General features: G+C 71.1%; 27 protein-coding genes. 16 read left to right on the top strand and 11 right to left on the bottom strand.

Annotated features, from left to right (window positions below):
- The first annotated feature begins 1 nt into the window (after position 1).
- Positions 2-937 (top strand): DMT family transporter, encoded by a 936-nt coding sequence (locus RAC69_RS13930; protein ID WP_375087334.1) that lies wholly within the window; start codon positions 2-4, stop codon positions 935-937.
- Here RAC69_RS13930 and RAC69_RS13925 read toward each other — a convergent pair.
- On the bottom strand, positions 912-1,916 hold the full coding sequence (locus RAC69_RS13925) for a GTP-binding protein (protein WP_375087333.1): 1,005 nt from the start codon (positions 1,914-1,916) through the stop codon (positions 912-914). The genes RAC69_RS13930 and RAC69_RS13925 overlap by 26 nt on opposite strands.
- Before the next feature lie 73 nt (positions 1,917-1,989).
- On the opposite strand from RAC69_RS13925, the gene ykgO reads away from it, so the two are divergent.
- Complete coding sequence (gene ykgO / locus RAC69_RS13920; protein WP_341933493.1) at positions 1,990-2,112, top strand: type B 50S ribosomal protein L36; 123 nt, start codon at positions 1,990-1,992, stop codon at positions 2,110-2,112.
- An 87-nt stretch (positions 2,113-2,199) separates the two neighbouring features.
- On the opposite strand, the gene RAC69_RS13915 is transcribed toward ykgO, so the two are convergent.
- Positions 2,200-2,403, bottom strand: a complete 204-nt coding sequence (locus RAC69_RS13915) for a hypothetical protein (protein ID WP_375082834.1) — start codon at positions 2,401-2,403, stop codon at positions 2,200-2,202.
- A 119-nt stretch (positions 2,404-2,522) separates the two neighbouring features.
- On the opposite strand from RAC69_RS13915, the gene RAC69_RS13910 reads away from it, so the two are divergent.
- The 7 genes from RAC69_RS13910 (at position 2,523) to RAC69_RS13880 (ending at position 9,046) form a co-directional block, all read left to right on the top strand.
- Positions 2,523-3,860: an MFS transporter gene (locus tag RAC69_RS13910; RefSeq protein ID WP_375087332.1), complete on the top strand. Its 1,338-nt coding sequence runs from the start codon at positions 2,523-2,525 to the stop codon at positions 3,858-3,860.
- Positions 3,861-3,905: 45 nt separating this feature from the next.
- On the top strand, positions 3,906-4,499 hold the full coding sequence (locus RAC69_RS13905; protein ID WP_375087331.1) for a sugar O-acetyltransferase: 594 nt from the start codon (positions 3,906-3,908) through the stop codon (positions 4,497-4,499).
- Positions 4,492-5,058: a TetR/AcrR family transcriptional regulator gene (locus RAC69_RS13900; RefSeq protein WP_375087330.1), complete on the top strand. Its 567-nt coding sequence runs from the start codon at positions 4,492-4,494 to the stop codon at positions 5,056-5,058. The genes RAC69_RS13905 and RAC69_RS13900 overlap by 8 nt, the downstream gene beginning before the upstream one ends.
- A gap of 107 nt (positions 5,059-5,165) precedes the next feature.
- On the top strand, positions 5,166-6,893 hold the full coding sequence (locus tag RAC69_RS13895; RefSeq protein ID WP_375087329.1) for a DHA2 family efflux MFS transporter permease subunit: 1,728 nt from the start codon (positions 5,166-5,168) through the stop codon (positions 6,891-6,893).
- A 1-nt stretch (position 6,894) separates the two neighbouring features.
- Positions 6,895-7,350: a MarR family transcriptional regulator gene (locus RAC69_RS13890; protein WP_341933499.1), complete on the top strand. Its 456-nt coding sequence runs from the start codon at positions 6,895-6,897 to the stop codon at positions 7,348-7,350.
- 74 nt (positions 7,351-7,424) lie between these two features.
- Positions 7,425-7,919: a MarR family winged helix-turn-helix transcriptional regulator gene (locus RAC69_RS13885; RefSeq protein ID WP_375087328.1), complete on the top strand. Its 495-nt coding sequence runs from the start codon at positions 7,425-7,427 to the stop codon at positions 7,917-7,919.
- A 38-nt stretch (positions 7,920-7,957) separates the two neighbouring features.
- A complete protein-coding gene (locus RAC69_RS13880) occupies positions 7,958-9,046 on the top strand; it encodes an alkene reductase (RefSeq protein ID WP_375087327.1) in 1,089 nt (362 codons plus the stop codon).
- On the opposite strand, the gene RAC69_RS13875 is transcribed toward RAC69_RS13880, so the two are convergent.
- Entirely contained in the window at positions 9,010-9,720 is a 711-nt protein-coding gene (locus tag RAC69_RS13875; RefSeq protein ID WP_375087326.1) for a class I SAM-dependent methyltransferase, read from the bottom strand. The two genes, RAC69_RS13880 and RAC69_RS13875, sit on opposite strands and share 37 nt — an antisense overlap.
- Positions 9,721-9,757: 37 nt before the next feature.
- On the opposite strand from RAC69_RS13875, the gene RAC69_RS13870 reads away from it, so the two are divergent.
- Complete coding sequence (locus RAC69_RS13870; RefSeq protein ID WP_375087325.1) at positions 9,758-11,245, top strand: dihydrolipoyl dehydrogenase family protein; 1,488 nt, start codon at positions 9,758-9,760, stop codon at positions 11,243-11,245.
- Positions 11,246-11,290: 45 nt separating this feature from the next.
- Here RAC69_RS13870 and RAC69_RS13865 read toward each other — a convergent pair whose 3' ends face one another.
- Positions 11,291-11,929, bottom strand: coding sequence for a CDP-alcohol phosphatidyltransferase family protein (locus RAC69_RS13865; RefSeq protein WP_375087324.1), 639 nt, complete (start codon positions 11,927-11,929; stop codon positions 11,291-11,293).
- A complete protein-coding gene (locus RAC69_RS13860; protein ID WP_375087323.1) occupies positions 11,922-12,623 on the bottom strand; it encodes a TVP38/TMEM64 family protein in 702 nt (233 codons plus the stop codon). The genes RAC69_RS13865 and RAC69_RS13860 overlap by 8 nt, the downstream gene beginning before the upstream one ends.
- A gap of 86 nt (positions 12,624-12,709) precedes the next feature.
- Here RAC69_RS13860 and RAC69_RS13855 point away from each other — a divergent pair, with 86 nt between their 5' ends.
- From RAC69_RS13855 to RAC69_RS13840, 4 genes are read left to right on the top strand one after another with little or no spacing between them, the layout of a single operon-like run.
- Entirely contained in the window at positions 12,710-13,960 is a 1,251-nt protein-coding gene (locus RAC69_RS13855) for an ABC transporter substrate-binding protein (RefSeq protein WP_375087322.1), read from the top strand.
- Complete coding sequence (locus RAC69_RS13850) at positions 13,957-14,832, top strand: ABC transporter permease (protein ID WP_375087321.1); 876 nt, start codon at positions 13,957-13,959, stop codon at positions 14,830-14,832. The genes RAC69_RS13855 and RAC69_RS13850 overlap by 4 nt, the downstream gene beginning before the upstream one ends.
- A 4-nt stretch (positions 14,833-14,836) precedes the next feature.
- Positions 14,837-15,766 carry an ABC transporter permease gene (locus RAC69_RS13845; RefSeq protein ID WP_375087320.1) on the top strand — a complete coding sequence of 310 codons (930 nt, stop codon included), beginning with the start codon at positions 14,837-14,839 and terminating at the stop codon, positions 15,764-15,766.
- Positions 15,763-16,827, top strand: a complete 1,065-nt coding sequence (locus tag RAC69_RS13840) for an ABC transporter ATP-binding protein (RefSeq protein ID WP_375087319.1) — start codon at positions 15,763-15,765, stop codon at positions 16,825-16,827. The genes RAC69_RS13845 and RAC69_RS13840 overlap by 4 nt, the downstream gene beginning before the upstream one ends.
- Positions 16,828-16,894: 67 nt before the next feature.
- Here the strand turns inward: RAC69_RS13840 and RAC69_RS13835 are convergent, their stop codons facing one another.
- From RAC69_RS13835 to RAC69_RS13820, 4 genes are all read right to left on the bottom strand, one after another.
- Positions 16,895-18,379 (bottom strand): hypothetical protein, encoded by a 1,485-nt coding sequence (locus tag RAC69_RS13835; protein ID WP_375087318.1) that lies wholly within the window; start codon positions 18,377-18,379, stop codon positions 16,895-16,897.
- Positions 18,380-18,506: 127 nt separating this feature from the next.
- Positions 18,507-19,706, bottom strand: a complete 1,200-nt coding sequence (locus RAC69_RS13830) for a calcium:proton antiporter (protein WP_375087317.1) — start codon at positions 19,704-19,706, stop codon at positions 18,507-18,509.
- A 475-nt stretch (positions 19,707-20,181) separates the two neighbouring features.
- Positions 20,182-21,498, bottom strand: a complete 1,317-nt coding sequence (locus RAC69_RS13825) for a hypothetical protein (RefSeq protein WP_375087316.1) — start codon at positions 21,496-21,498, stop codon at positions 20,182-20,184.
- A 132-nt stretch (positions 21,499-21,630) separates the two neighbouring features.
- Positions 21,631-22,068 (bottom strand): SRPBCC family protein, encoded by a 438-nt coding sequence (locus RAC69_RS13820; protein ID WP_375087315.1) that lies wholly within the window; start codon positions 22,066-22,068, stop codon positions 21,631-21,633.
- A 303-nt stretch (positions 22,069-22,371) separates the two neighbouring features.
- On the opposite strand from RAC69_RS13820, the gene RAC69_RS13815 reads away from it, so the two are divergent.
- Together RAC69_RS13815 and RAC69_RS13810 are read left to right on the top strand one after the other, a co-directional pair.
- On the top strand, positions 22,372-23,709 hold the full coding sequence (locus tag RAC69_RS13815; protein ID WP_375087314.1) for a cytochrome P450: 1,338 nt from the start codon (positions 22,372-22,374) through the stop codon (positions 23,707-23,709).
- Between the two features lie 125 nt (positions 23,710-23,834).
- On the top strand, positions 23,835-24,011 hold the full coding sequence (locus RAC69_RS13810) for a hypothetical protein (protein WP_375087313.1): 177 nt from the start codon (positions 23,835-23,837) through the stop codon (positions 24,009-24,011).
- Between the two features lie 135 nt (positions 24,012-24,146).
- On the opposite strand, the gene RAC69_RS13805 is transcribed toward RAC69_RS13810, so the two are convergent.
- Positions 24,147-25,130 (bottom strand): cation diffusion facilitator family transporter, encoded by a 984-nt coding sequence (locus RAC69_RS13805; protein ID WP_375087312.1) that lies wholly within the window; start codon positions 25,128-25,130, stop codon positions 24,147-24,149.
- Positions 25,127-25,603, bottom strand: a complete 477-nt coding sequence (locus tag RAC69_RS13800; protein WP_375087311.1) for a hypothetical protein — start codon at positions 25,601-25,603, stop codon at positions 25,127-25,129. Before RAC69_RS13800 ends, RAC69_RS13805 begins: the two co-directional genes overlap by 4 nt.
- Positions 25,604-25,638: the final 35 nt, after the last annotated feature.

Raw genomic sequence — 25,638 nt, 5'->3', positions numbered from 1 at the left:
CATGGGTATACAGATCGGTTTACTTCGCGGAGTGGTGACGGCGGCAGCGGCGATCGTGTTCGTCGTCACCTGGAGCTCGGGCTTCCTGATACCGGCCTTCGCCACGGTCGAGGTCGCGCCGCTGACCCTGCTGGTCTGGCGGTTCGTGCCGCTCGCCCTCGTGCTGCTCGTCCTCGCCGCCGTGTCGGGCGCGGGGCGGGGCATCACGGCGCACGACCTCCGCGTGCAGGCGCTCATCGGCCTCTTCGCGCAGTTCGGGTACTGCGCGGCCGTGTACGCCGCCGTCGCGATCAGGATCGCCACCGGCACGGTCGCGCTCATCGACGCCGTGCAGCCGCTCATCGTGGCGGTGCTGGTCGGCCCGCTGCTCGGCATGCGGGTCCGCGCAGCGCAATGGGCGGGGCTCGGCGTCGGCGCGGTGGGCGTGCTGCTCGTCGTGCAGTCGCAGTTCGGCTCGTCCGACGCTCCGCCCGTCGCCTACCTGTTGCCGGTCGCGGCGATGGTGTGCCTGATCGTCGGCACCTTCCTGCAGCGGCGATCGACCGTGCAGACCGGCGTGCTCATCACGCTCACCATCCATGTGACGGTGACGGCCGCCCTCTTCCTCGTGATCGCCGCCGCGGCCGGACAGCTCGTGCCCCCGGCATCCGGCCCGTTCTGGCTGGCGGTCGTGCTCACCGCGCTGTTCCCGACGCTCGCCGCCTACGGGCTGTACTGGTGGCTGCTGCGTCGCGTCGGCATCACCGCCCTGCAGGCTCTGCTGTTCCTCATGGCGCCCGCGACCGCCGTGGGTGGCGCGGTGCTGCTGGGTGAGACCCTGACGCTCGTCACGATCTGCGGCTTCGTGCTCTGCGCGGTCGGGGTGGCCGCGGTGCTCGTGGTCGAGGCGAGGATGCAGCGCGCCTCATCGCTCAGTCCTCGGCGGGCACGCTCGTGACCCACCGAGGGAACGGGTCGGGGAGGAGGGCCCACTCCCGCGTCCCGCCGGCGAACTCGGCGTCGGAGAGCACAGCCGTGTCGAGGGCAGCCGTGAGCGCCGCGGCATCCAGGTCGATGCCGATGAAGGCGAGATCCTGGCCGAGTGCCAGCAGCTCCCGGTCGTCGCTGTCGCGGGAGAGGGGGTCGAGCGAGATCATCTGGCCGACCTGATCCCAGCTGCCCACGACGCCGGGTCGGGTCGCGAGGCGGCAGAACCCCGCCGACCGCAGCACCGCGCCGAAGTCGCCGCCCGGGAACTGCTGCTCCAGCAGCCGCCAGAGGCGCGCGGGGTGGAACGGCCTCAGCTGCTCGTACCGGAACGCGCTGACGCGGATGTCGTTCATGTGCGGCTCGTGCTCGGAGTTGAGCAGCTGCACCCAGCCGGGTTGGTTCCGCGTCTGCGAGAAGGGCGAGGGCGGTGCGGCATCCGCCGTCCGGTCGAGGCGCAGACGTGCGGCGGGTGCGAGATGGCTCAACGTCGCGAGCAGGATCGACAGGTCGCGCGTCTCGAGGCCTTCCCAGCCGGCGACGAGCACGGTGCTCGCGTGCTCGATGTGCTGCACCATCCGCAAGGACGACGCGACGTACAGCGGCGGGATGCTGTGCGCGACCGTGACGTAGTCGTCGGCGAGCAAGTCGTCGAAGAAGGATGCCGCGTCGACGACGCACACGAGCTCGGCGAGGGTGACCTCATCGGCGTCGTCGAGCATCCCGATCGCGGCCTCGATCGACGCGTCGGCCGGCAGCTCGACGACCATGCGCTCCGGGGCGGCGCCCGCCGCGCGACGGAGGGTCTCGACGGCGGCCGCGTCGCTGGACTCGGACAGGGCCGCCGCGGGGAGCCGTGAGCAGCGCTGCCGTCGGGCGACCCGTCGCGCGACGGCTGTACGACTGCTCGCCCGGAGTCCGGCGACAACGGTGATCTGGGTGCTGCTCACGGGGGGCTCGTTTCCGTTCGATGGAGGATCTGTCCTAGGTTAGATGATAACCATTCTCAATAAGGAGTCCACCATGAAGGTCCGCGCTTCGCTCAAGTCCCTCAAGAACCAGCCGGGAGCCCAGGTCGTGCGCCGCCGCGGCCGCGTGTTCGTGATCAACAAGCTCACCCCGCGCTTCAAGGGTCGACAGGGCTGAACCCCGTCGACCCTCGGTGTCGCGGCGCCCGTGCTCTCGCGGGGATGCCGCAGTGCGCGTGCCGCGGCGCGCGTGCCGCAGCGCGGGTCAGCGCGACGTGGGCGGCAGCTTGTCGACGCCGTGCCGGTTGGGCTTGCCTGGCTCGGCGGCGGTGTCGGGCGACGCGTGCGAGGGGCCGTCGGGCGCCTCGGACGTCGGGTAGTGGGGTTCCTCGATCTCGACGGCCTTGTCGCGCTCGTCGAGCGGCGGCAGGTGGTCGAGCGGCTGCTTGATGTCGTCCGGATGGCTCATGCCCCCAGGGTCGGAGCCCCGACGGCATCCCGCCAAGGGGGTTGTGTCCCCGTCCGCGGTGTGGGTGAGTGGGTGGGTACTATTTGTAACTTCCCCTTCCTTATCGAGAGACGGTGCGCGTGGCGCGTGAACACGCTCCCGGCGACGGCGCAGCGGCGCCCGCCTCGGCGACCCGGTACATCCTGCGCTCGCGGCTGCTGCGCGGGGCCTTCCTCAGCCTCGTCATCTCCGGCATCGGCATGTCGATCACCGCGCCGCAGATCACGCTGTTCCTCGTCGAGGAGCTCCACCTCACCGACTCGCAGGCGGGGCTCTACTTCCTCACCAACCTCATCGCGCCGATCACGGGCTACATCGTCGGCTCGCTGTCCGACCGCATGGGCTCGCGTCTGCTCGTGTTCCGCATCTCCGCCGTGGCGGGCTTCGTCGGCTGGGCGCTCATGGCCGTCGCGATGCAGGCGTGGATGCCGTTCGCGATCAACATGCTGCTGCTCAGCGGTGCAGGAGCGGGGGCTGCGCAGCTGCAGGCCGCCGTGCGCGACGAGCTCAACCGCGCGCCCACCCCGGCCGACAACGGCGTGGTCGCCGTCATGCGCACCGCGATGGCGTTCGGGTGGGTCGTGGGTCCTGTGCTCGGCGCCGTGCTCGGCGCGATGCTCGGGCTGCGACCGCTGCTGTTCCTCACCGGTCTCAGCATCCTGCTCTCGATCGTCCCGCTCATCGGCGCGCGAGCCGTGCCCCCGCCGCGCGGCCGCGAGTCGGAGATCCGGATGCCGCAGGCCGACGAGGCCCTCGGCGAGGACGCGTTCGAGGCGGAGGGCGACGCGCCCGCGGCGTCCGCGCCCGCGCCTGCTGTGCGCACCGCACGCCGACGTTCGATGGTGCCGCTCCTCTTCTTCACGGCGATCTACGTGCTGATCATGTGCGGTGAGACCGTGAAGCTCGCCTACCTGCCGCTCTACATGGACCGCGGTCTGCACGTCGACGCGGCGGTGCGCGGAGCGATCATCGGCCTGCAGCCCCTCGTCGAGCTGCCGCTCATGCTGCTCGCCGCGCGGCTCGCCGACCGCTTCGGGGTGACCAGGGTGCTCATGGTCGGGGCCGTGATGGCGGTCGGCGCTCATGTGTCCTACGCCTCGGCCGCCGGGATCGAGCCGCACATCGCGCCGCTCATCGTCGGACAGCTGCTCATGGCCGGCGTGATCGCGACCTTCGGGGTGCTGGGCATCACGGTCGCGCAGCGGCTGCTGCCGGATCGCGTCGGCACGGCATCCAGCGTCTTCCTCAGCGCGTACGCGATCAACGCCGCGCTCGGCGGGTTCGTCGGCAGCGTCGGGGCTGCGTGGCTGGGCATGCCGCACCTGTTCTGGATCCCGGCGGCGATCGCCGCTCTCGGGGCCATCGCCCTCGTCGTGCTCGGTCGGCTCGTGCCGCTCGGCAGGACGGAGCGGAGGTAGCCCGCCGTTTGAGTACGAACGTACGCACACTGCTACGCTCGGACCATGACGGACTACTTCGCGGGCGACCCGCGCACCCACCGTGAGCGGATGCTGGCCGGCGACCTCTACCTCGGCGACGACCCCGAGCTCGTCGCGCGCGCCGCCCGCGCCGCTCGGCTCGCCGATCTGTATCAGCGGCAGACGCTCGCGGGAGACCCGGGCGCCCGCGACTGGCTCCGCGATCTCATCGGGGATCTCGGCGAGAACGTCGCGATCCGCCCGCCGCTGCACGTCGACTACGGCGAGAACATCTCGATCGGCGCCCGCACGTTCGTCAACTTCAACCTCACGGCGCTCGACGTCGCCCGCATCACGATCGGCGCCGACTGCCAGATCGGTCCGAACGTGCAGCTGCTCACCCCCACGCACCCGATCGACCCGCAGATGCGGCGTGACAAGCTCGAGGCCGCGGAGCCGATCACGATCGGCGACAACGTCTGGCTGGGTGGGGGAGTGATCGTGTGCCCCGGCGTCACGATCGGCGACAACAGCGTGATCGGCGCGGGATCCGTCGTGACGCGCGACATGCCGGCGAACGTCGTCGCCGTCGGCAGCCCGGCACGTGTGGTGCGGACGATCGGCGAGCGCGATGCCTGAGCCGACGGGCGGGAGCCGCAGCGGTCGCAAGAACGACCCGGAGCGGCGGGACCGCATCATCGCCGCCTGCCTCGACGTGATCGCCGAGTCGGGCGTCGCCGGCGCCTCCCACCGCCGCATCGCCGAGGCCGCCGGTGTGCCGCTCGGCTCCATGACCTACCACTTCGACGGGATCGACGAGCTGCTGCACGAGGCGTTCACGCGCTTCTCGCACACCATCAGCACCCGGTTCGAGGAGCGGATGGCCGCGGCATCCGACCTGGAATCCGCCCGCGCCGCGGTCGTCGACATCATCCTCGAAGACGTGTACGGCGACCGTCGCGAGCTCGTGCTGTCGCACGAGCTCTTCACGCTCGCGGCGCGCACGCCCCGCTATCGCGCGCTCACCACCGCGTGGATGCTGAGCAGTCGCGCGGCGCTCGAACGGCATTTCGACCCCGACACCGCGCGGGTGCTCGATGCGCTCATCGGGGGTCTGTCGATCCATCGTGCGCTCGACGAGGAGCAGCGGGACCCGCAGGAGGTCGCCGTCGCGGTGGCCCGCATCACCACGCCGTGAGCGCGCCGACCTCGCCGAGATGGTTGATCTGAGTCCATAGTTGCAGTTTTGCAACTAACGGCGTATGGTTGATTCTTATCAACTTTCTACGCAGGAGCTCTTCTACTGTGACAACCCCCATCTCACCCCCATCCGAGACCACGCGGTCGGCACGCGAGGTCTTCACCGCGATCTCCGGACTCGTCGTCGGCATGTTCGTCGCCGTGCTGTCCGGCACCGTCGTCTCGACCTCGATGCCCGTCATCATCGCCGACCTCGGCGGCACCCAGTCCCAGTACACCTGGGTCATCACCGCGAGCCTTCTCGCGACCGCCGTCAGCACCCCGATCTGGGGCAAGCTGGCCGACCTCGTCGACCGCAAGGTGCTCGTGCAGCTCGCACTCGTCATCTTCACGGTCGGCACGGTCATCGCCGGATTCTCGACCGACACGAACATGCTCATCGCGGTGCGCGTGATCCAGGGCATCGGCGTCGGCGGGCTGATGTCGCTCGTCATGATCGCCGTCGCGCTGATCATCTCCCCGCGCGAGCGCGGCAAGTACATGGGCGTCGTCGGCGGCATCATGGCCCTCGGCACCATCGGCGGCCCACTGCTCGGCGGACTCCTCACCGACGTGTGGGGCTGGCGCTCCAACTTCTTCGTCGGCGTGCCCTTCGCGCTCCTCGCCCTCGTGCTGCTGCAGTTCACGCTGCACCTGCCGAAGCCGCAGCGCGACACGAAGGTGTCGATCGACTACTTCGGCATCGTGCTGCTGGCCGTCGGCGTCTCGACGCTGCTGATCTGGGTCTCCATGGGCGGCAGCCAGTTCGAGTGGGACTCCTCGACGAGCATCATGCTCGCCGTGACCGCGGGCGTCGCGATCGCCGCCTTCATCGTCGTCGAGTTCTTCGTCAAGGAACCGATCGTCCCGATGTCGCTGTTCCGCAACCGCACGTTCACGCTGTCGGTCATCGCGTCGATCGCGATCGGCGTCTCGATGTTCGCCACCTCGGTGTTCCTCGCCCAGTACTTCCAGCTCGCCCGCGGCGCCACGCCCACCGAGTCCGGCCTCATGACCATCCCGATGATCGTCGGACAGATGGGAGCGTCGATCGTCATCGGTCAGCTCGTGAGCCGCTTCGGCAAGTGGAAGGGCTGGATGATCACCGGCTCCGTGCTCGTCACGATCGGCGTCAGCCTCATGGCGACGCTCCGCTACGACACGCCCTTCGGCCTGGTCGCGACCTACATGGTCGTGCTCGGCGCCGGCCTCGGCATGGTCATGCAGAACCTGACCCTCATCGTGCAGAACGACACGGCCCCGCAGCAGCTGGGCGCGGCGTCGTCGAACGTGAACTTCTTCCGCACGATCGCCGGCACCATCGGCGTGACCATCATGGGGTCGCTGCTGTCGTCGAGCGTCGCCACCTACGTCAAGGACGGGCTCGAGGGTTTCGTGCCCTCCTCGCAGGAGGAGGTCGACGCCCTGCAGCACCTCGGCTCCGGTGACGTGCCGAAGGTCGGTCAGCTGCCCGAGACGGTCCGCTCGATCGTCGAGAGCGCCTACGGCCACGGCATCGCGGACTCGTTCATCATCGCCATCCCGCTCGCCGTCATCGCCGTGATCGCGATCGCGTTCATCAAGAACAAGCCGCTGTCGACGAAGAACGCCGCCGAGCAGCTGCGCGAGCAGGCCGAGGACTCCGCGATCGAGGTCTCGCAGGCCGAGGTCGGCTCATCGGCCTCCACCGGCACCATCCGCATCGCCGACGTCGAGGCGGGTTCGCCGAAGACCGGCACGGTCACCGTGCTCGAACGCGAGGACAAGCGCGAAGGCCGGGAGCGCGGGCGCTGACATGACCGCCACCGATGCGACGACCTCTCCGGACGTCGAGAGCGCCGTCGGCGACCTCCAGGCGCATCTGAACCTCATCTTCGCGAGGACTCGGACGCTGTGGAGGGAGTCGGCGGCGCGCATCGCCCCCGACCTACAGGTCGGCGGGTACAAGCTGCTCACCTTCATCGACCGGGCGGGCTCGGCCAGTGCGCACGAGCTCGCCGAACGGTTCGAGATGGACAAGTCCGTCATCAGTCGGCAGGTGCGGATGCTGGAGGAGCGGGGCCTCATCGAGTCCCGCCCCGACGAGCACGACGGCCGGCTGCGCGTGCTCACGGCCACGCCCACGGCCAGCGCTGCGCTCGCCGAGCTGCGCCGCGACCACAGTCGGCGTCTCGACGCGGTCATGGCCGAGCTGACGGCGGACGAGATCCGCGCGGCATCCAAGGTCTTCCGGCTGCTGTCCGAGGTCTGACGCGGGATGACGACGGCGCGGCGTGCGCCGTCGTCGGCCGTGAGTGCGCGGGTATCCGCCGTAAGCTGGCGGGCATGAGCGCCGCCGACGAACCCGCCGACGAGACCCCCGCCTCCGCCGGCGAGACCGCCGCCCTCGAGGATGCGGTGCATCGCGTCGAGCACGAGCTGGGTCGGCTGTTCGCCCGCATCCGGGTGAGCTGGCGCGAAGCGGCGATCACGGTGCATCCCGACCTCCAGCCCCTCGGCTACCAGGTGCTGACGTCGATCGCCTCGGGCAAGGCGACGTCGGCCGGTGCGATCATCGAGCGTCTGCAGACCGACAAGTCCGCCGTCAGCAGGCACGTGCGGCAGCTCGAGCAGCTGGGACTCGTCGAGAGCGTCGCGGACCCCGACGATCGACGAGCGCGTGTGCTCGTCGCGACGCCGCTCGCGCAGGAGCGCGTCGCCCTCGCCCGCTCCCGCTACGAGGCCCGTCTGAGCGAGCGTCTGCGCGGCTGGTCGTCGGAGGACCTGGACCGCTTCGTCGCCCTGCTCGGCGATCTCGGCGGCTCGCCCGAGGGCTCCTGACGGGAATACGTCGCGCGACGGCGGGCTTGTCCCTCACCGTGAGCCTTTTCGAGCCTGCCGTCTTCGGCGCCCTCCCGCTGTCCAGCCGCGTCGTCATGGCGCCCCTCACGCGCACCCGCGCCGACGACGAGGGCATTCCGACCGAGACGATGGCGGAGTACTACCGTCAGCGCTCAGGGCAGGGCCTCATCATCACCGAGGGCACCTGGCCGGTCGCGGAGGGCAAGTCGTATCAGGGCCAGCCGGGCATCGTCACGCCCGCGCAGATCGACGGATGGCGCCGCATCGCCGATGCCGTGCACGCCGAGGGCGGCACCATCGTGATGCAGCTCATGCACGGCGGACGCGTCGGCCATCCCGAGATCTCCGGTGAGCCGAGGGTCGTCGGCCCGAGCGCGATCGCCGCGCCCGGTGAGACGCACACGCCCGTCGGCAAGGCGGCGATGCCCGTCGCGCATGCGCTCACGCTCGATGAGATCCCCGAGGTGGTCGAGCAGTTCGCGCAGGCGGCGCGCAACGCGATCGAGGCGGGGCTCGACGGCGTCGAGGTGCACGGAGCCAACGGCTACCTCGTGCACGAGTTCCTGTCGCCGGTGTCGAACGTGCGCGAGGATCGGTACGGAGGGTCGCCGGAGAACAGGGCGCGCTTCGCGATCGAGGTCACGCGGGCCGTCGCCGACGCGGTCGGCGCCGACCGCACCGGCATCCGCCTGTCGCCGCAGCACAACATCCAGGGCGTGCTGGAGGAGGACGACGACGACGTCCTCGCCACGTACCTCGCGCTCGCCGAGGGCCTCGCGCCGCAGGGGATCGCCTTCGTCGACGTGCTCAGCGCCGCGCCGACGAGCGAGCTCGTGCAGCGGATCCGCCGGGCGCTCGGCGCTCCGCTGATCGTCAACTCCGGCTTCGCCGTGCCCACGACCCGCGAGGAGGCCGAGGGTCTCATCGCCGGCGGGTGGGCGGATGCCGTCGCCGCTGGACGTCCGGTGATCGCGAACCCCGACCTCGTCGAGCGGTGGAAGCAGGATGCCGAGCTCAACGAACCGCGACCGGCGCTCTTCTACGGACGCACCGCGGAGGGGTACACCGACTACCCGGCGCTGGAGGCCGTGCGCGCCGGCGCCTGATCGTCGTGGGCGGCGAATACGCCGCCCACGGCGACGATGTGCCGGCCCTTGCGCTCCGCACGGTCGACGCCGGGCGGGTCGGCCGCATCGCGCTCCAGCATCCGCCACGGACGAGCGGTGATGTCCGATCCGCCTGCGGCGCAGGCGAGGCGTGCGAGGGGCCACAGGAATCGCCATCGGCCGCGCGGCGGCTGCATGTCGACGATCACGACGCGGGCCCCGTCGCGGAGCAGGGCCTTCGCGCCGCGCCATGCCTCCGTGCGCGCCGGGATGACACTGAGCGCGTAGGTCGTCAGGAGCGCGTCGGCGAGACCCTGCCCCGGACCCCGGGCGGCCGTGATCACCGCGGAGACGTCCTCGCGTCGCAGTGCCGTCGCATCCTTCTGCAGCAGACGGACGCGGTCGTGCCAGCCGTGCGCCTCCACACGCCTCGCCGCCATCGCGAGCATCTGCGGACTGCGGTCGATGCCGATCACCAGTCCTTCCCCGCCGACGGCGGAGACCAGCCCGGGAAAGTTGAGTCCCGTCCCGCAGCCCAGGTCGATCACGATGTCGCCGGCACGCGCGCCGAGCAGCTCGAGCCCCGCGCGGCGCCCTGCCGCGTAGACCCAGCGTTCCCCCGACAGGAGGTCGTACCAGCGTGCGCCGGCGGTGTACCGCGCGAACCGTGCCATCGTCGCCCTCCGATCGCGTCCACTCTAGGCTGTCGGCATGGTCACCTCCCCGCGACGAACGGCCCGGATCCTCACCGCCGAGCAGGCGGCGACCCGCGTCTGGGACCTCGTCGTGATCGGGGCGGGGAGTGCCGGCCTCGTCGGCGCCAAGTCCGCCGCGCACCTCGGTGCCCGAGTGCTCATCGTCGAGGCGCACCGTTTCGGCGGTGAATGCCTGCACACGGGATGCGTCCCGTCGAAAGCGCTGATCGCGGCGGCCAGTGCCGCGCATTCGGCACGGGAGGGAGGCGAGCTCGGCGTCTCCGCGACGGTGCGGGTCGATTTCCCCGCGGTCATGGCGCACGTGCGTCGCGCGATCGCCGCGATCGCGCCCGTGGACAGTCCCGAAGCGCTGGCGGGTGAGGGCGTGTTCTCCGTGCAGGGGCGCGCGACGTTCGCGGCCCCCCGGACGGTGGTGGTCGACGGGCGGGCGATCCGCTTCCGCGACGCCCTCGTCGCGACCGGAAGCTCGCCGCGTCTCCCCGACGCCCCGGGCGTGGGGGGTGTGGACGTGCTGACGAACGAGACCTTCTGGGACCTCGACGAGCAGCCCGCGCGGCTGCTCGTGAACGGAGGGGGCGCCGTCGGATGCGAGATCGCGCAGGCGATGGCCAGGCTCGGGAGCACCGTGACCGTGGTGCACCGCGGCGAACGGCTTCTGGAGAAGGAAGAGCCGCGCGCATCGGCCATCGTCCTCGACGCGCTCAGGGCCGACGGGGTCGACGTGCGTTTGGGCGTCTCGGTCACGGAATGGGCGGGCGAGGAGGGCTCGACGGGGCCGACCGCCGGCGGTCTCGCGCGGCTGAGCGACGGCGCCGAGGTGCGGTTCGATCGGGTGCTCGCCGCGCTCGGCCGTCGCGTCGACACGTCCGGTCTCGGTCTGGACGCGGCCGGAGTGCGCCTGGACGACAGCGGTGCGATCGTCGTCGACCGCACGATGCGCACCTCGAACCCTCGGATCCGGGCGGCCGGCGACACCACTCCGCTGCCCCGCTTCACCCACACGGCCGGCATGTACGCCAGCGTCGCGGCGACGAACGCGGTGCTCGGACTGCGACGCGCGATCGAGTCCGACGCCGTCCCGCGCGTCACCTTCACTGCCCCCGAGGTCGCCGCCGTCGGCGTCGCGCCCGCGGATGCCGCGGACCGCGGCCTTCGGGTCGTCGTGCAGCCGAACCGCGAGGTCGACCGGGCGATCGCCGACGGCAGGACTGAGGGGTACACGGCCGTCGTGCTCGACCGCAGATCCCGCGTCCGGGGCGCCGTGGTCGTCGGGCCGCGGGCGGGGGAGACCCTCGCGGAACTCACCGTGGCGACGAGACTCGGCCTGACGGCGGGAGCCCTCGCCGGGACGATCCACGCCTACCCCACGTACTCCGACGCGGGGTGGAGCGCGGTGGTCGCCGACACCCGGCGCGCGCTGTCCGGCGGCGCGGTGGGCCTCGCGATCCGGCTGCTGCGCGTCATCCGCCGCCGGCGCGACTGACGCGGGCGCGGCGTGCGCGGCCCGCGCGGCCGACAGCCGCCCCGGTCAGCGCAGGCTGCGGTATCCGACGACGATGCGCTGCACGGCGCTCACCGCCACGAACAGGCACCACCCGATCGCGATCTGCCACGACCAGAACGGGAGGATCAGCCACAGGGCGTGCACGGCGATCGTCTCGGTGCCCTCGGCGATCCGTCCGAGGAACGACAGCGAGCGTCCGTCGTCGATGGTCCGCCCGGTGCGCTCCGCGATCGAGGAGAAGGCCAGGAACGCCGTGCCGTTGACGTAGTAGGCGAAGAGCACGGCGAGGAACGGCCACCACGGGGCGTCGAACCCCGACGTCGCCCCGATCGCGACCCCCAGTACGGTCGCGCCGTACACCACGAAGTCGGCGGTGATGTCGAGGAAGCCGCCCGCGTCCGACCCGCCCTCATCGGCGCCGGGGCCGGCGGCCGCGCGTCGACGGCGTGCGAGGGTGCCGTCGAGGCCGTCCGCGACCCGCGAGACGAGCCACAGGACGAGTGCCGGCCACCAGAGCTGCAGCGCCGCGGCGACCGCCGACGCGACCCCGATCACGAGACCCGCCACGGTGATCCGATCCGGCGTCACCCCGCGACGATCGATCGCCGCGGTGATCACGTCGAGAGGGCGGCTCAGGGCAGCGCGGACGGCACGGTCAAGCACGGGAGTCCTCCTGCGGTGCGCTGCCTTCCCGCGCCCCCTGCCGCCGTCTCAGGACAGCGGCGGCGATCAATCCGCCGAGCACCAGCACCCCCAGCCCGGCCACCGCCACCCAGAACGCCGGTCCGAGCTCCACGCCGAAAGCGCCGAGCGCCACGTAGGCGGCCGAGCCGGGGATGATGCCCAGGGCCGTCCCGGCGGCGTAATCGCGCGGACCCACGGACGTCAGGCCCGCGCCGTAGTTGATGAGTGTGAACGGGATGATCGGCACGAGTCGGGCACCCAGCACCGCGAGGAATCCTCGATCGGCGAGAGCGGCGTCCACGCGTGCCACGCGGGCACCCGTGAGCTTCTCGACGGCCTCGCGCCCCAGCGCCCTCCCGATCACGAACGAGGCGGCCGAGCCGAGGAGAGCGCCCACGTAGACCATGGCGAGCGCGGGCCAGAAGCCCCACACCACACCGGCGGCGATCGTGAGGATGTTCTTCGGCACCGGGGTGAGCGTGATCGCCGCATAGCCGGCGATGAACAGTGCCGCGCCGCCGATTCCGAGGCCCTCCGCCCAGTCCCGCACGGCCTCGACATCGCTCGGCGTGAGGAGGAACCCAACCGTTCCGGCGACGGCGACGAACAGGAGGAGGATACCGAGACGGATCGCCGCCCTGCGGCGACCCCGAGGGGCGTCCTGATGATGCATGTCGTCAGCGTCCACGGCATCCCTCCGACCTCCTATAGCCTAGTCCGGCGCGATTCGCCCGGCCCCATCCCGAAACGAGGATCCCCATGACCAGCACCGGACGTCGTTCCCGCCGGGCGGTCGCCGCCCTCGCCGGCATCGCCCTGCCGCTCGCGGCGCTCGCCGCGTGCGCTGCTCCCTCGACGGGCGAGACCTCGACGTCCTACGACGACTGGGATGCCGTGCTCGACGACGCGAAGGGGCAGACCGTCCAGCTCTGGATGTACGGCGGCGACGACCAGGGCAACGCTTACGTCGACGACGTGCTCGCTCCGGCGGTCGCCGAGTACGGGGTGACGCTGGAGCGGGTGCCCGTCACGGACACGGTCGATGCCCTCAATCGCGTGTTCACCGAGATGCAGGCGGGTCGGGACGACGGCACGGTCGACCTCATCTGGGTCAACGGCGACAACTTCCGCACCGGCAAGGAAGCCGACGCGTGGCTCTGCGGCTGGACCGATCTGCTGCCCTCGATGGCCGCGACCGATCCCGACGATCCGCTCCTGCAGTCGGACTTCGGCACCCCCGTCGACGGGTGCGAGGCGCCGTGGCACAAGGCGCAGTTCACGCTGGCGTACAACGCCGAGGCGATCCCGGACCCGCCGACGACCCTCGAGGGCGTGCTGGAGTGGGCCGAGGCGAATCCCGGCCGGTTCACCTATCCGGCGCCGCCCGACTTCACCGGTTCGGTGTTCCTGCGCGAGGTCCTCGCGAGCGTCTCGGGTGGAGCGGACGAGGTTCCCGCGCAGTTCTCCGAGGAGGCCTTCGACGAGCTGGCCCCCGCCCTGTACGAGCGCCTCGCGGAGCTCGCGCCGAGTCTGTGGCGCGGCGGCGACACGTACCCCGCCGACGAGGCCGAGCTCGGTCAGCTGTTCGCCGACCGGCAGATCGACATGACGATGACCTACGGTCCGGCCACCCTCACCGGACTGGTCGCCGACGGGACCTACCCGCCGGGGACCACCGTCCTCCCGCTCGAGGACGGCACGGTGGGCAACGCGAGCTTCCTGGGGCTCCCGGCGAACTCGGACGCGATCGCCGGGGCGATGGTCGTCGCCGATGTCGCGCTCTCGGTCGAGCAGCAGGTCGAGAAGGCCAAGCCGGACGTCTGGGGCCAGTTCACCGTGCTGGACATCGACGCCCTCGGGGACGACGACCGTGCGCTGTTCGACGCCCTGCCCGAGTCGCCGGTCGTGCCCGGTTACGAGGTGCTGTCCGAGAACGCGCACGGCGAGCTCGCGGCGGAGTGGGTGCCGGCGCTCGACGAGGGCTGGCGGAAGAGCGTCCTCGCTCGATGAGCTTCGCACCGGTCACGCGACGAGGCGGGACGCGCGGCGAGCGGATGCGCAGTGCGCTCCTCGTGCTGCCCGCCGTCGTCGTCGCGGCCGTCGTGGCGGGCGGCGGACTGGGCGCGACCGCGCTGCAGGCCCTCGGGCTCATGCCCGTGGCGGGCCCTGTCACGCCGGGACTGGGGGCGTTCACGGCGCACTCGGACGACCTCTTCGCAGCGGTCACGGTGTCGCTCGCGATCGCCGCGAGTGCGACCGTCATCGCCGTCGTCGTCGGCACCGCGGCAGCCGTGGTGATCGCCGCAGGCAAGACGGGCAGCCGCGTGCTCGCGGGGCTCGGGGCGACGGCGATCACCGTGCCGCATCTGATCGGCGCCGCCACGGTGGGGCTGCTGCTGTCGGATGCGGGGGTGCTGCCCCGACTGCTCGGGATCGCGCCGGACGCGTGGCCGGCGTGGGTCGGCGGGCCGCTGTGGGGGGCGGTGATCGTGGAGTTCGCGTGGAAGGAGTCCGCTTTCGTCGCGCTCGTCGTCACGGGGACGCTCGCGACGCGCATCGCGACCTACGACGAGACGGCCGCTCTGCTCGGGGCCGGGCGATGGAAGCGGTTCCGCCATGTGCTGCTGCCCCTGACGGCGCCGACGATCGTCATCTGCGCGACCATCAGCTTCGTGTACGCGCTGGGGTCGTACGAGGTGTCGTGGCTGCTCGGACGTTCGTATCCCGAGCCGCTTCCGGTCCTCGCGGTGCGACTGTTCCAGGGCGTGGCGCTGGACTCGCGTCCCGAGGCAGCGGCCGTCGCCCTCGTGACCAGCGCGATCGCTCTCGCCGTCGTCGGGCTCGCCTTCGCAGCCCTGCGGCGCACAGCGGTGTGGAGGTGACGGGGTGACCTCTCCGGTGCTCGCGGCTCCACGCACCGTCAGTCGGGCGGTCCGGCTGGTCGCCACAGCCGCGCTGGTGCTGTGGTTCGCGATCCCGCTCCTTCCGCTGGCCCTGTGGGCATTCGCCGACGCGTGGTCCTTCCCGTCCCCGCTCCCCACCGCGTGGGGCGGGCAGGGCGTCGCGGATGCGATCGGCTTCGGCATCCTGCCCGCCTTCGGACGCTCGGTACTGCTCGGCCTCGTGGTGGCGGCGATAGCGACCCCGCTGGGTGCGCTGGCCGCGCGCGCTCTGACGTTCGGCGCCGTCCCGTTCCCCCGCGCGGTGTCCGCGCTCCTGCTGGCCCCGATCGCCCTTCCGCCGTTCGCCGCCGTGCTCGGCGTGAACGTCGTGCTGCTGCGTGCCCACGTTCCGCCCCTCGTCGGCGTGGTGCTGGTGCTGGTCGTGTTCGCGCTGCCGTACACGGCGTTCGTGATGCGCGCGGCCTACGGTGCGTACAACCGGTCGTACGAGGAGGAGGCGCGTCTGCTCGGGGCGTCGCGCCTACAGGTGCTGCGCCGCGTGCAGCTGCCCATGCTGGCTCCGGCGCTCGCGCGCGCCGCCTTCCTCGCCTTCCTGGTGGCCTGGAGCGACTACATCGTGACCGTCATCGTCGGAGGAGGCGCGCTCGTCAGTCTGCCGCTCGTCGTCGCGGGAGCGACGTCGGGGTTGGGGAACGACGCGGCCGTCGCCGTCATGTCGCTCGCCTCGGTCATCCCTCCGATCGCGCTGCTGCTCGCGGTGCTGGCATTCGGCGGACGCCGCTCGCCTCGCGCGGGCGCCTCGCGCGGGGGTGCGGCATCCGACCGCGGGGCGGCATCCGACCGTCGCGCGGCATCCGATTCCTCTCCGGCAGACGTGTCGGCCGTCCTCCCACAGTCAGGAACCCCGTCATGAGCGCCGATCTCGAGGTCGTCCGACTCGACAAGCACTTCGCCGGATCGCCGACCCCGGCCCTGCGCGACTTCTCCCTGCACGTCGCCGCGGGGACGTGCACCGCCGTCCTCGGTCCGAGCGGCTCCGGCAAGAGCACTCTGCTGCGCGTGATCGCGGGTCTCGAGCGCGCGGATGCCGGGCACGTGCGCATCGGCGGGCGGGAGATGGACGAGGTGGATGCCGAGCGGCGCGGCGTCGGCATGGTCTTCCAGCGGTCGCTGCTGTTCCCGCACCTGTCTGTGCGGGACAACGTCGCCTTCTCCGACAGGATCCGGGGCATGGGTCGGACACAGGCCCGGGATCGGGCGGAGGAGTACCTCGGGATGGTGCGACTCGGCGGATTCGGAGACCGGGGCGTCGACGAGCTGTCGGGCGGCCAGGAGCAGCGCGTGGCGATCGCGAGAGCGCTCGCCGCGGAACCTGCGGTGCTCCTGCTCGACGAGCCGTTCAGCGCACTCGATCCGGCGCTGCGCAGCGACATGCACGACCTGCTGGATGCTGTCCGGTCGCAGGTCGCGCCGACGATCGTGCTCGTCACCCATGACCGCGACGAAGCGGCGCGAGCCTCGGATCGCATCGCCCTCATCGAGCACGGAGTGCTCCTGCACGAGAGCGACGTCCACGACGCGTACCGTCGGCCGCAGAGCCTCCGCGCATCCGTGCTGATGGGCGGTCGCAACGCCGTGCGAGGGGCGGTGCGCGACGGCATCCATCAGAGTGCCCTCGGGGCCGTGCCGGTGCCCGGCGCTGTCGACGGGACCGGTGTGATCGTGGTGCGACAGGAGGACGTGACCGTGCAGGACGACGAGCCCGGCCGTGCGGCGGGAACCGTCGACGCCGAGGCCCTGGTGTTCGGCGGTGTGATCGAGGACGTGCGCGTCACGGGACCTCGATCCGAGGTGGTGGTGCGGTGCGGAGGCGTGCTGCTGCATGCGGAGGATGCACCGACACGGTCGCGTCGCATCGGCGAGCGGGTGTCGGTCGTGATCCCGGTGGGGGCGGTCCACGTCGTCGCCGAGTAAGGCCGCGCGCGGTGGGGCGCGCGGTGGCCGCGCGGTGGGTGTGCGCGCAGTGGGGCTGCGCTGTCCGTCAGCTCGCCGCGGGCTGCGCGGCGCCGGTCGTCCTCACCGCGGTGAGTCCTGCGGGCCGCGACACGACCTGCGGTTCGGCGCCGTCGCGCAGTGACGGCAGGGGGAGCAGGCGGCGCAGTTCGATGTTCTCGATCGGGTCGAGGACGGAGTGCTGCACGCAGGCGGGAACAAGGCGTCCGTCCTCGGGGTGGGACATGGCGTACATGCACGCGCCCAGGCGCTCCTGCGTCTCCTTGAGGAGCGGGTCGTCGGCGACCACGCCGTTCTGCATCATCTCCCAGGCCGGCGCGACCTGCTCGGCATCCATGAAGTTGTGGATCACGAAGGTCTTGAACGACACGGCGCCCTTGCGCGCCTCGCGGATGAGACGTCGGAGTCCGCCGGCGCGGCGGACCACGCGGCGGCCGAGGCCGATCAGCGGCGGGATGTCGCCCGGGTGCGATGCGATGGCTCTGATGACCTTGACGACGAGCGTCGACTTCGGGATGCCGCCGAAGATCATGCCGCCGAAGTGGGCGAGGAAACGGTCTCGCGCGGCGATGTCCTTCGGGTCGTCGGGGTCGAGCAGCGGCGCGAAGCTGCCACCGACGCGCACTCCGACCGTCGAGCGGTTGCATCGGGGGTCGCCGAACTGGGTCGCCTGCCACGGCAGCTTCTGTCCGGCGCCGCGTTCGATGCGCTCCCAGACCGCGTCGATCGTGACCTCGCCGAAGTCCTCCCGCCACCGCCGGTCGTCGCCGATGAACGCGGCAGGCTGGAAGGACATCATGTCGAACGGCATGTCGAGCACGTCTCGCGTGACCTGCTCCACCTCGTCGACGTTCGACGGCGTCACCGTCATGTTGTGCGCGAGGTAGCTGTCGACGCCGTGATCGCGCTTGAGGTCGATGAACATCTGCGCGAACTTCTCACGGAAGGGATTCAGTTCGGCTTCGCTCCGCGGACGCACCGCGCCGCGGCGTCCGCGCATGAGCGAGTCGAAATGGGCGGCGAACGAGACCTTGTCGAAGCGAGGCGTGCCCTCCCCGTCGAGCACGAGGTCGAGCAGGTAGTCGTACTCGAAGTCGCCGTGGGTCATCGACATCGGCTCGCGTCCGGCGTCGCGCATCGCGAGGAGCGCCTGTGCGTGGTCTTCGGCGGGGAGAAGGCTGACCTCGCCGCCGATCAACTGGGCGTGGGCGCGCGGACCGCGGACCTGTCGGAGATAGGACATCTGCGATGCGACGTTGTCGACGGTGTGGTCTCCGTCGATCCTGACCTTGTTCGCGTCTGCGGAGTGGTAGCAGGGCGAGCAGGTGAGGTTGCATTTGGGGAAGACGCCGTGGGTGCCCTCGCATCCGACTGCGCACCGCCCGAGCAGCTGGTTTGGCGTCTTCGCGTGCTCGGGCAGTTCCGCCCAGCGCAGCGCGAGGGCGCGCTTGGTCTCAGGGTGGATGGGCCTCGTGTCGAGTTCCCAGCGCTTGAGCATCGTTGCCAGTCCCATGGTGCCCTTTCCGGCCGGCCGTTCGCGCGGCAGTCCCCGGGTTGTTCGGTGCGGCGGTGCAGTCGGATTGGTGCCGCGATCCCATCCTGCTCCCGTCGTCGCTGCGAGGCGAGAGCAGAAGCCGATTTCAGTGGAAGAGCACGATCAGGTAGGCGGCGAACAGCACGAGGTGGGTGGCGCCGTGAGTCGCGGTGACGCGCTTCGCGGAGAACGTGGTGACCGACAGCAGCAGCGTCGCGCCGAGCATGAGCAGATTCGCGGGAGACTCGGCGAGCACGACGGTCTGGCCCGTCAGCATCCCGATGACGAGCACCGCCGGGATCGTGAGTCCGACCGTCGAGACGAGTGCGCCGTGACAGAGGTTGGTGACGCGCTGGGCCTCGCCGGCGAGCGCGGCGCGGATCGCGGTGATCGACTCGGGCAGGAACACGATCGCGGCGATGAGCACCCCGGCGAGGGCCGGCGGGGCTCCCAGACGAGCGAGGCCGTCGTCGAGCAGCGCGGCCATGTCGTGCGACAGGAGCACGATCGGGAGCACGGTGACGACGAGCAGGGCGAGACGCACGGCGACCTCGAGACGATGCGCGCGCAGAGTCGCGAGGATGCTCGTGCATGAGCGTGCGCCGGCCGCGACCGCGCCGGGCGTGAGAGTGCCGGGCGTTACTGTGCCTGGCTCGACGGCGCCGGCCTCGACAGTACCCACCTCGGTGAAGTCGGCGGCCTGGGCGCCCATCTGGCGCACGAGGAAGAACGCGTACACGCCGAGGGTCAGCACGACGACGGGAATCTCGTGCGCTACCGTGTACGAGCCGTCGACGCCGATGAGCGCGGGCAGGCCGAACGCGAGTGTGACGAGCAGCACGAGCATCGCGAGATAGGCGGAGGTTCCCGTACGGTTGTGCTGCAGCCCGCGGTGGCGGATGCCGCCGACCAGCAGCGCGAGGCCGATGACGAGGTTCATGATGATCATCGCGACCGCCATGACGGAGTCGCGGGCGATCGTCTGATGCTCGCCGGGCCCGAGCATGACGGCCGAGATGAGGATGACCTCGATCAGCACGATCGACAGCGTGAGGACGAGAGACCCGTAGGGGTCGCCGAGGCGGTGGGCGAGTGCTTCGGCCTGCTTCACGACGCCGAACGCGCAGACGAGGATGACGGCGACGATCGCGACGAGTCCGACGACGAGCACGGCGGCCGGTGCGGGTGTGGTGAACAGCGGGTGCGCGATGAGCACCGCGGCGAACGAGCCCCAGCCGAGCACGATGCGTGCGACGTCGCTGCGCCCGATGAGGCTGCGGAGGGATGTGTGCGGGGTGAGCGACATGGTCGCGCTCCTTCGAGTGGGGCCGTCCCCGATCGAGATGACGGCCGGGTCGTCCCGATCGCCGCGCGGTGCAGGTGCACCGACGCTCACAACACGGATCCAGGATAGGCGAGGAACCGGAGCAACAGCTGTGCACGTGGCACCTGCGTTCTTCATCCGGGAGTCCGTCATCCCGCGCGGGCGGGTGCTGCAGGGCGTCTGCCAGATCGCATCGGACTGCTGTCCGGTCGCGTCGACCCGCGTGCGGGAAGGCTGAGCCGCGGAGCGCGCCAAAGACGCGCAGGGTCCCACCAGGCGGGCCCCCGCACTTCCGGTATGCCCTCCTTCATGCGGATCTCCCACCCGGAGTGGTCGAGTGACCGGTGGTGCCACCAGCAGAGGGGGACACCGTTGTCGGTGTGGGTGGGTCCGCCTCTGGCATGTTCGGTGACGTGGTGGATCTCGCACCAGGACGCCGGGACATGGCATCCGGGGATCAGGCATTCCTTGTCGCGTGCGACGATCGCTCGTCGTTGGTGCACAGTGAACACGCGGTCCGTGCTGTCGATCCCGACGATCCGGCCCGCGTCCATGGTGACGCGCTGGATCGTGCCCGAGCACCCGACGTGTGCGGCGACCCCGACGGGCAGCTGACTCTCTGCGCCCGGTGCGCTCGCCCTGCCGCGCCCTGTTGCGAGATCCGTCGCGTCGACGGTGACGACGAGGTGGGAGCCGCGCCGCCCAGGCTGGGCATGTCACGGTGGCGAGCGGCGATCCCCAGCGCTGCGGCGAGAGCGTCGTGACGCTTCTGCATCGCCGTGCGGTCATCGATCACCGCCCGAGGGTCGGAGTTGAAGGGATCGAGCTCACCGACATCGCTGCCGCCGACACCCGAGCCGCCGACGTCCGCGCCGCTGCCACCCGAGCCGCCGGCATCCGGACCGCCGACGTCCGAGCCGTCCGCGCCCGAGCCGCCGGCCTCGGTCGGAGAGAACCGCACACCGAGTCGAGGCGGCCCGTCGCCCTTGGGGTTGTTCTGAGCGTCGAAGATCAGCTCCAACTGCGCGGCGACGTCGGGCGTCAGCGCGCCCGAGATGGTCCGGAGCCCGTTGCGCAGCCGTCCGACCGTGATGCCCCGCCGTCTCGCGGCTTCGTCTGCGGGTTCCGCGCCGTCGGGATCGAAGATGGCGGCCAGAGCCTCGGCGAGCAGTCGCAGGTCCTCCGGCATCGGAGCCGGCCCGCGCTCGGAGCTCCGCCCCGCGTCGGTGGCTGCCCGCGCGCCATCCGAACCACCCGCATCTGCGCGCCCCGCGTGCGCATCGTCACGTGCGCCCCTGGCCGCATCGGCGAGAAGCTCGTCGGCGCGGAGGCGCTCGTCGAGACCGATCCGATCGCGCACCTGCTCCATCGGCGCCGTCGCGGCGAGCACGCCCGCGATGCCGACCACACCGTCGAGCAGCGCGGTCCGCATCGCGGGCCAGCGGGCAGGCAGACGCTCGCCGGACAGGAGGTTGGTCTGTCGGCGCACCAGGTCGGCGACCTTGCCGAGATGCGTGGCGTCGGTCGTGTCGACGAGGAGCGCTCGCCGCAGCAGCTCGTTCTCGCTGCGGCACCCCGCGGAATGCGGGAATTCGACATCACCCGTCGCGACGGTCTCGACGATCACCGCTTCGATGCGCCGGAACGCGGCGCCCGCCACGGCCAGCACCTCTCTGCGCTCAGGCTCAGTCAAGCCGGCCAGTGCGTCGTCGGCCAGCACCTGATCGAGGTCGGAGATGACCTGGTCGAGGAGGGTGCGGGACCGGGATGACATGCCCTCAGTCAACACCGGGCTTCCGACATTCGCACCGCTCGATCCCGCGGATTTACGCCAGGTCAGAGCTGTATTCCGGTACTCGCGATCCGCGATCCGGCATATCGCCGGACCGAGTCAGCACGCCACCTCTCAGCGCGCCCGCCCCTCAGCGAGGTAGGCGAGCCGGTGCAGGGTCTCCGAGTTGCGCCACCGCAGCAGGGGAGTGGTGAGGAATCCGGGCAGCAGCGTCGCCGGACCGTTCACCGGTTCCTCGTCGATGCGCGCCATGCATCCGCCGTCGTACGTCCGCACGCGGATCGTGACGCGTGCCTCGCCGATGGGCCACCCCTTGGCGCGCATGACCATCTTCCGCGGCGGATCCCATTCCTCCACGACTGTCGTGTCGTCGAGCAGGGCGGGCCAGACGCCCACGGAGTGGTGCAGCTCGGCACCCGGCTGTGGCCAGGTCTCGTCGACGTCGCGCATGCGGGATGCGCCGACCACCCATCCGGGGTAGAGCCAGCCGTCGCCGAGCACTCCGAACACGTCCTCTGGGCGGCAGTCCAGGGTGCGTACGTTCTTCGCCATGTCGTCCACCTCTCGTCGGTCTCGTGCATGGTCCGCGCAGACGGGCACCGCATCCAAGGGGGTTGACGGGCGCCGCGCGACGCCCCAGACAGCACAGCACAGCACAGCACAGCACAGCACAGCACCCGAACGGCACAGCACGGCTCAGCGACAGAACGGCGCAGGACGGCACAGCACGGCTGCCAGACGCGACAGCGCAGTTCCCGATCGGAACAGCACCCGCAGAGCACCCGACTAGTACCACAACACCGCCGCCCGCGCCTCCCCCTGGAACCCTCCCGACCGCTCTGGGAGGGTCGGTGCATGGCACTCATCGATCTCCCCGTGCGGGCCGTCCGCCGCGTCGGCGAACTCGCCCGTGACGACGCTCCCGCCCTCCTCACCCACGGTTACGGCTTCGGATCGCGCATCTGGCGCCGTGTACGACCGGGGGCGCGGTCGGCACCGATGCGTCTGCTCGGCGACGACGCGGTGTTCGTGCGAGGCGTCGAGGGCGTCGAGCTGTTCTACGACGGCGATCGCATCGCTCGTCACGGCGCGATGCCCGCGGTGGTGCAGGAGTCGCTCTTCGGCCACGGTTCCGTGCACAGCCTCGACGGTGACGACCACCGGCATCGTAAGGCGACGTTCGTCGACGTCGCGTACGAGGACGAGCAGGTGGCCCGCCTCGCACCTCTCCTCGAACGGGAATGGGATGCGGAGCGCCGGGCGTGGCTCGACGGCGGCACGCGCAGCGCGTACGACGCGGCGGTCGGCGCCTTCGGGCGTGCAATCATGCGGTGGGCAGGACTTCCGGGCTCCGGAGCGGCGAAGACCCGATGGGCGGCACGTCTCGCGCAGATCGTCGACGGCTTCGGGTCGCCGTACTCGCCGGTGTATCTCGCGGCGATCGCGAACCGCTGGTGGTCCGACCGCCATGCCGCGCGTCTCATCGAGGCCGTGCGCGCGGGCGCCCTGCGTGCGGAGTCGGGGACCGCCCTGTACGAGTGGGCGCACCACCGCGACCGCGGTGGCGACCTGCTGCCGGCGCGCGTGGCCGGTGTCGAGCTGCAGAACAGCATCCGTCCGATGATCGCGGTCGCGCGGTTCGTCGCGTTCGCCGCGAAGGAACTGCACGATCGCCCCGAGTGGCGCGACCGCATCGCGGCCGAGACGGCCGAGCGCGGAGCGCTGGTCGGCGGTCCGCTGTCGATCATGTTCGCGCAGGAGATCCGTCGCACGGCGCCGTTCGTGCCCATGCTCCCCGGCTGGGCGATCGCCGACATCGACATCGATGGCCAGCACGTCGACGCCGGCGGACGGGTCGTGCTCGACCTTCTCGGAACCAACACGGACGACCGGTTCTGGGCGCGCTCCGACCGCTTCGACCCGGAGCGCTTCCGCGACGTGGGCGACGACTACGAGTCGCTCGCGGCGTTCGTCCCGCACGGCGGCGCCGACGTGCCGACCGGCCACCGCTGCCCCGGCGAGAAGCTCGCGATCTCGGGGCTCGCCGCCGCGATCGCGACGCTCAGCGATCCGCGCCTGCTCATCCTCGGCGCCGGCCTCGACGTGAACCGACGCCGTCTTCCCACCAAGCCGCGGTCCGGCGCACTGGTGCGGTCGGCGACGGCATCCGGCAGTCGCTGCCCGTTCCACTGACCCGCCCTCGCGGTTCCGCACGCTCTCCCGCAGGCTGTCAAGGGGAGGGCGCGATCGCGGGCGAGCACGGATGCTGGACGCCACCCCTCACGAGACGGGTGAACCACTCGACGAACGGAGACACCATGTCCGACCCGACCTCCACCTCGGATGCCGAGAACTCGTCGCACGACGAGACACCGATGGTGCCGCACGAGCTCACCCCGGAGCAGCTGTCCGACGACCCTGTCACGGGCGATCCCGAGGCCACGGGAGCCGCGGACGGAAGTTCCGAGGACAGCGCCGACGAGACCGGCGTCTGATCGGCACCCCGACCGGACGCCCCAGCGCCGGTCGCCACCCCCGCGGCGACCGGTCCCGACGCCCGCCGCACGGATTCCCCCTTTTCCTCGTGCGGCGGGCGCCTTTCCGCTCGGGCCAGGGGCCGGTGATCGGGCTCAGTCCCTCCCCGACACGTCCGTCCCCTCCGGCAGTTCCGTCACCGGAGCGATCACGACCTCCTGCACCTTCCAGTCGAGGTCGGTGATGCGGGCGGCGAGGTCGGCCGTCTGCTCGACAGTGACCCGCGAGCGCCGCGGCACGACGAACGCCTCGATGTGGAAGACCTGTCCCTGATCCCGCATCCGCACCGACGCCTCCTTGACCCACGGCTGCGAGCGCATGGTCGAGAGGATGTCGCCGGCCAGCGGATGCGGATGCTCGCTGTCGAACGTGCGGGCACGCTGGTCCATGAGGTCGATGATGGCGGTCTTGGTGTTCTTCACCCCGTCCCACACGATGCCGAGCGAGATGAAGAGGGCGGCGGCGCCGTCGAGCCACCAGAGGCCCGCACCGACTCCCAGCACGCCGACGATCGACGCGACGGTCGTCTGCCAGTCGGCCTTGGCCATGTCGGCGTCGGCGTACAGCAGCTTGTTGTGCAGTACGGGAGCGAGTCGCGCCTTGGCCGGGCCGTAGAAGAACACGGGGCCGACGATGATCACGGCCATGACGGCGACCATGAACCAGCCGAGCCAGACGGTGTGACCCCAGAGGTTCACGGTGCCGATCGTGGGATGTTCGGCGGCGATCAGCCCGGTGACGGCCTCGATCGCGAGGTTCGCGCCGACGGAGAGCAGCGCGACTCCGGCGACGAGGTGCCCGACGCCCATCGCCCGGTGCAGTCCGTACGGGTGCTTCACGGTCGGACGCCTCCGCACGAAGAGCAGCGCGATGAGGAACGCGAACTGGGGGATGAGCGACAGCATGTCCTCGATCCAGGCCGTGCGCATGGCCTGCGAGCCGCTCACGACCAGCGCGATCACCGCGATCGTCACCGAGGTGTACGCGATCGTGAACCACTCCCATCTGATCGCGCTGCGCAGCGCCTTCTGCTGCTCCTCCGGCAGCTCGGTGCGTCCGATGCGGTCGACGGCGCTCACGATCCGACCTCCTCGTCGAGGTAGGTCTCGAGTGCGGTGAGGAACCCGTTCTCGCCGAGCGGCACGAGCATCACGATCGGTCGCCCGTGCGCGCCCTCGATCTCCGGGTATCCGCGCGTCATACCCGCTCTGTCGAGCCAGGGGCTCCGGTCGGTCATCCCCCCGACGACGAGGTCCAGGTCGCCGCGCTCCAGCATCCCGACCAGTGTCTCCTCCGATCCCTCCGTCCAGTCGACATCGGCGTCGACCGTGTCGGCGAAGCCGGTCACGAGCTCGGGCAGACTGCCGTCGGGTCCGCCTCCGCCGTCGTCGGCGATCAGTCCGGGGTCGGCGGAGAAGCCGACTCGCAGCTCCGCACCGCGCACGCTCTCGAGGGTCCCATCGGGGTCGATGGGGATGGTGAGTCCGCACCCGGAGAGCCCGCCGGCGAGGAGCAGCGCCGCCGCAGCCGCGCAGATTCGTGTCGTTCTCATGGCGGCAGGATCGCTCCGTCTCTCTCGCGGTCGCA

It is taken from the genome of Microbacterium sp. LS_15, assembly GCF_041954735.1.
Lineage (GTDB): Bacteria > Actinomycetota > Actinomycetes > Actinomycetales > Microbacteriaceae > Microbacterium.
This window is presented reverse-complemented; position numbering and strand designations above follow the sequence as displayed.

What these genes read in the sequence shown, in the direction of transcription:
- RAC69_RS13835 (WP_375087318.1), bottom strand. Translation starts at nt 18,379, where the DNA reads ATGGGACTGGCAACGATGCTCAAGCGCTGGGAACTCGACACGAGGCCC.
- RAC69_RS13875 (WP_375087326.1), bottom strand. Translation starts at nt 9,720, where the DNA reads ATGGCACGGTTCGCGCGGTACACCGCCGGCGCACGCTGGTACGACCTC.
- RAC69_RS13825 (WP_375087316.1), bottom strand. Translation starts at nt 21,498, where the DNA reads ATGTCATCCCGGTCCCGCACCCTCCTCGACCAGGTCATCTCCGACCTC.
- RAC69_RS13815 (WP_375087314.1), top strand. Translation starts at nt 22,372, where the DNA reads ATGGCACTCATCGATCTCCCCGTGCGGGCCGTCCGCCGCGTCGGCGAA.
- RAC69_RS13840 (WP_375087319.1), top strand. Translation starts at nt 15,763, where the DNA reads ATGAGCGCCGATCTCGAGGTCGTCCGACTCGACAAGCACTTCGCCGGA.
- RAC69_RS13860 (WP_375087323.1), bottom strand. Translation starts at nt 12,623, where the DNA reads ATGCATCATCAGGACGCCCCTCGGGGTCGCCGCAGGGCGGCGATCCGT.
- RAC69_RS13870 (WP_375087325.1), top strand. Translation starts at nt 9,758, where the DNA reads ATGGTCACCTCCCCGCGACGAACGGCCCGGATCCTCACCGCCGAGCAG.
- RAC69_RS13820 (WP_375087315.1), bottom strand. Translation starts at nt 22,068, where the DNA reads ATGGCGAAGAACGTACGCACCCTGGACTGCCGCCCAGAGGACGTGTTC.
- RAC69_RS13930 (WP_375087334.1), top strand. Translation starts at nt 2, where the DNA reads ATGGGTATACAGATCGGTTTACTTCGCGGAGTGGTGACGGCGGCAGCG.
- RAC69_RS13810 (WP_375087313.1), top strand. Translation starts at nt 23,835, where the DNA reads ATGTCCGACCCGACCTCCACCTCGGATGCCGAGAACTCGTCGCACGAC.
- RAC69_RS13885 (WP_375087328.1), top strand. Translation starts at nt 7,425, where the DNA reads ATGAGCGCCGCCGACGAACCCGCCGACGAGACCCCCGCCTCCGCCGGC.
- RAC69_RS13855 (WP_375087322.1), top strand. Translation starts at nt 12,710, where the DNA reads ATGACCAGCACCGGACGTCGTTCCCGCCGGGCGGTCGCCGCCCTCGCC.
- ykgO (WP_341933493.1), top strand. Translation starts at nt 1,990, where the DNA reads ATGAAGGTCCGCGCTTCGCTCAAGTCCCTCAAGAACCAGCCGGGAGCC.
- RAC69_RS13890 (WP_341933499.1), top strand. Translation starts at nt 6,895, where the DNA reads ATGACCGCCACCGATGCGACGACCTCTCCGGACGTCGAGAGCGCCGTC.
- RAC69_RS13800 (WP_375087311.1), bottom strand. Translation starts at nt 25,603, where the DNA reads ATGAGAACGACACGAATCTGCGCGGCTGCGGCGGCGCTGCTCCTCGCC.
- RAC69_RS13900 (WP_375087330.1), top strand. Translation starts at nt 4,492, where the DNA reads ATGCCTGAGCCGACGGGCGGGAGCCGCAGCGGTCGCAAGAACGACCCG.
- RAC69_RS13915 (WP_375082834.1), bottom strand. Translation starts at nt 2,403, where the DNA reads ATGAGCCATCCGGACGACATCAAGCAGCCGCTCGACCACCTGCCGCCG.
- RAC69_RS13830 (WP_375087317.1), bottom strand. Translation starts at nt 19,706, where the DNA reads ATGTCGCTCACCCCGCACACATCCCTCCGCAGCCTCATCGGGCGCAGC.
- RAC69_RS13905 (WP_375087331.1), top strand. Translation starts at nt 3,906, where the DNA reads ATGACGGACTACTTCGCGGGCGACCCGCGCACCCACCGTGAGCGGATG.
- RAC69_RS13850 (WP_375087321.1), top strand. Translation starts at nt 13,957, where the DNA reads ATGAGCTTCGCACCGGTCACGCGACGAGGCGGGACGCGCGGCGAGCGG.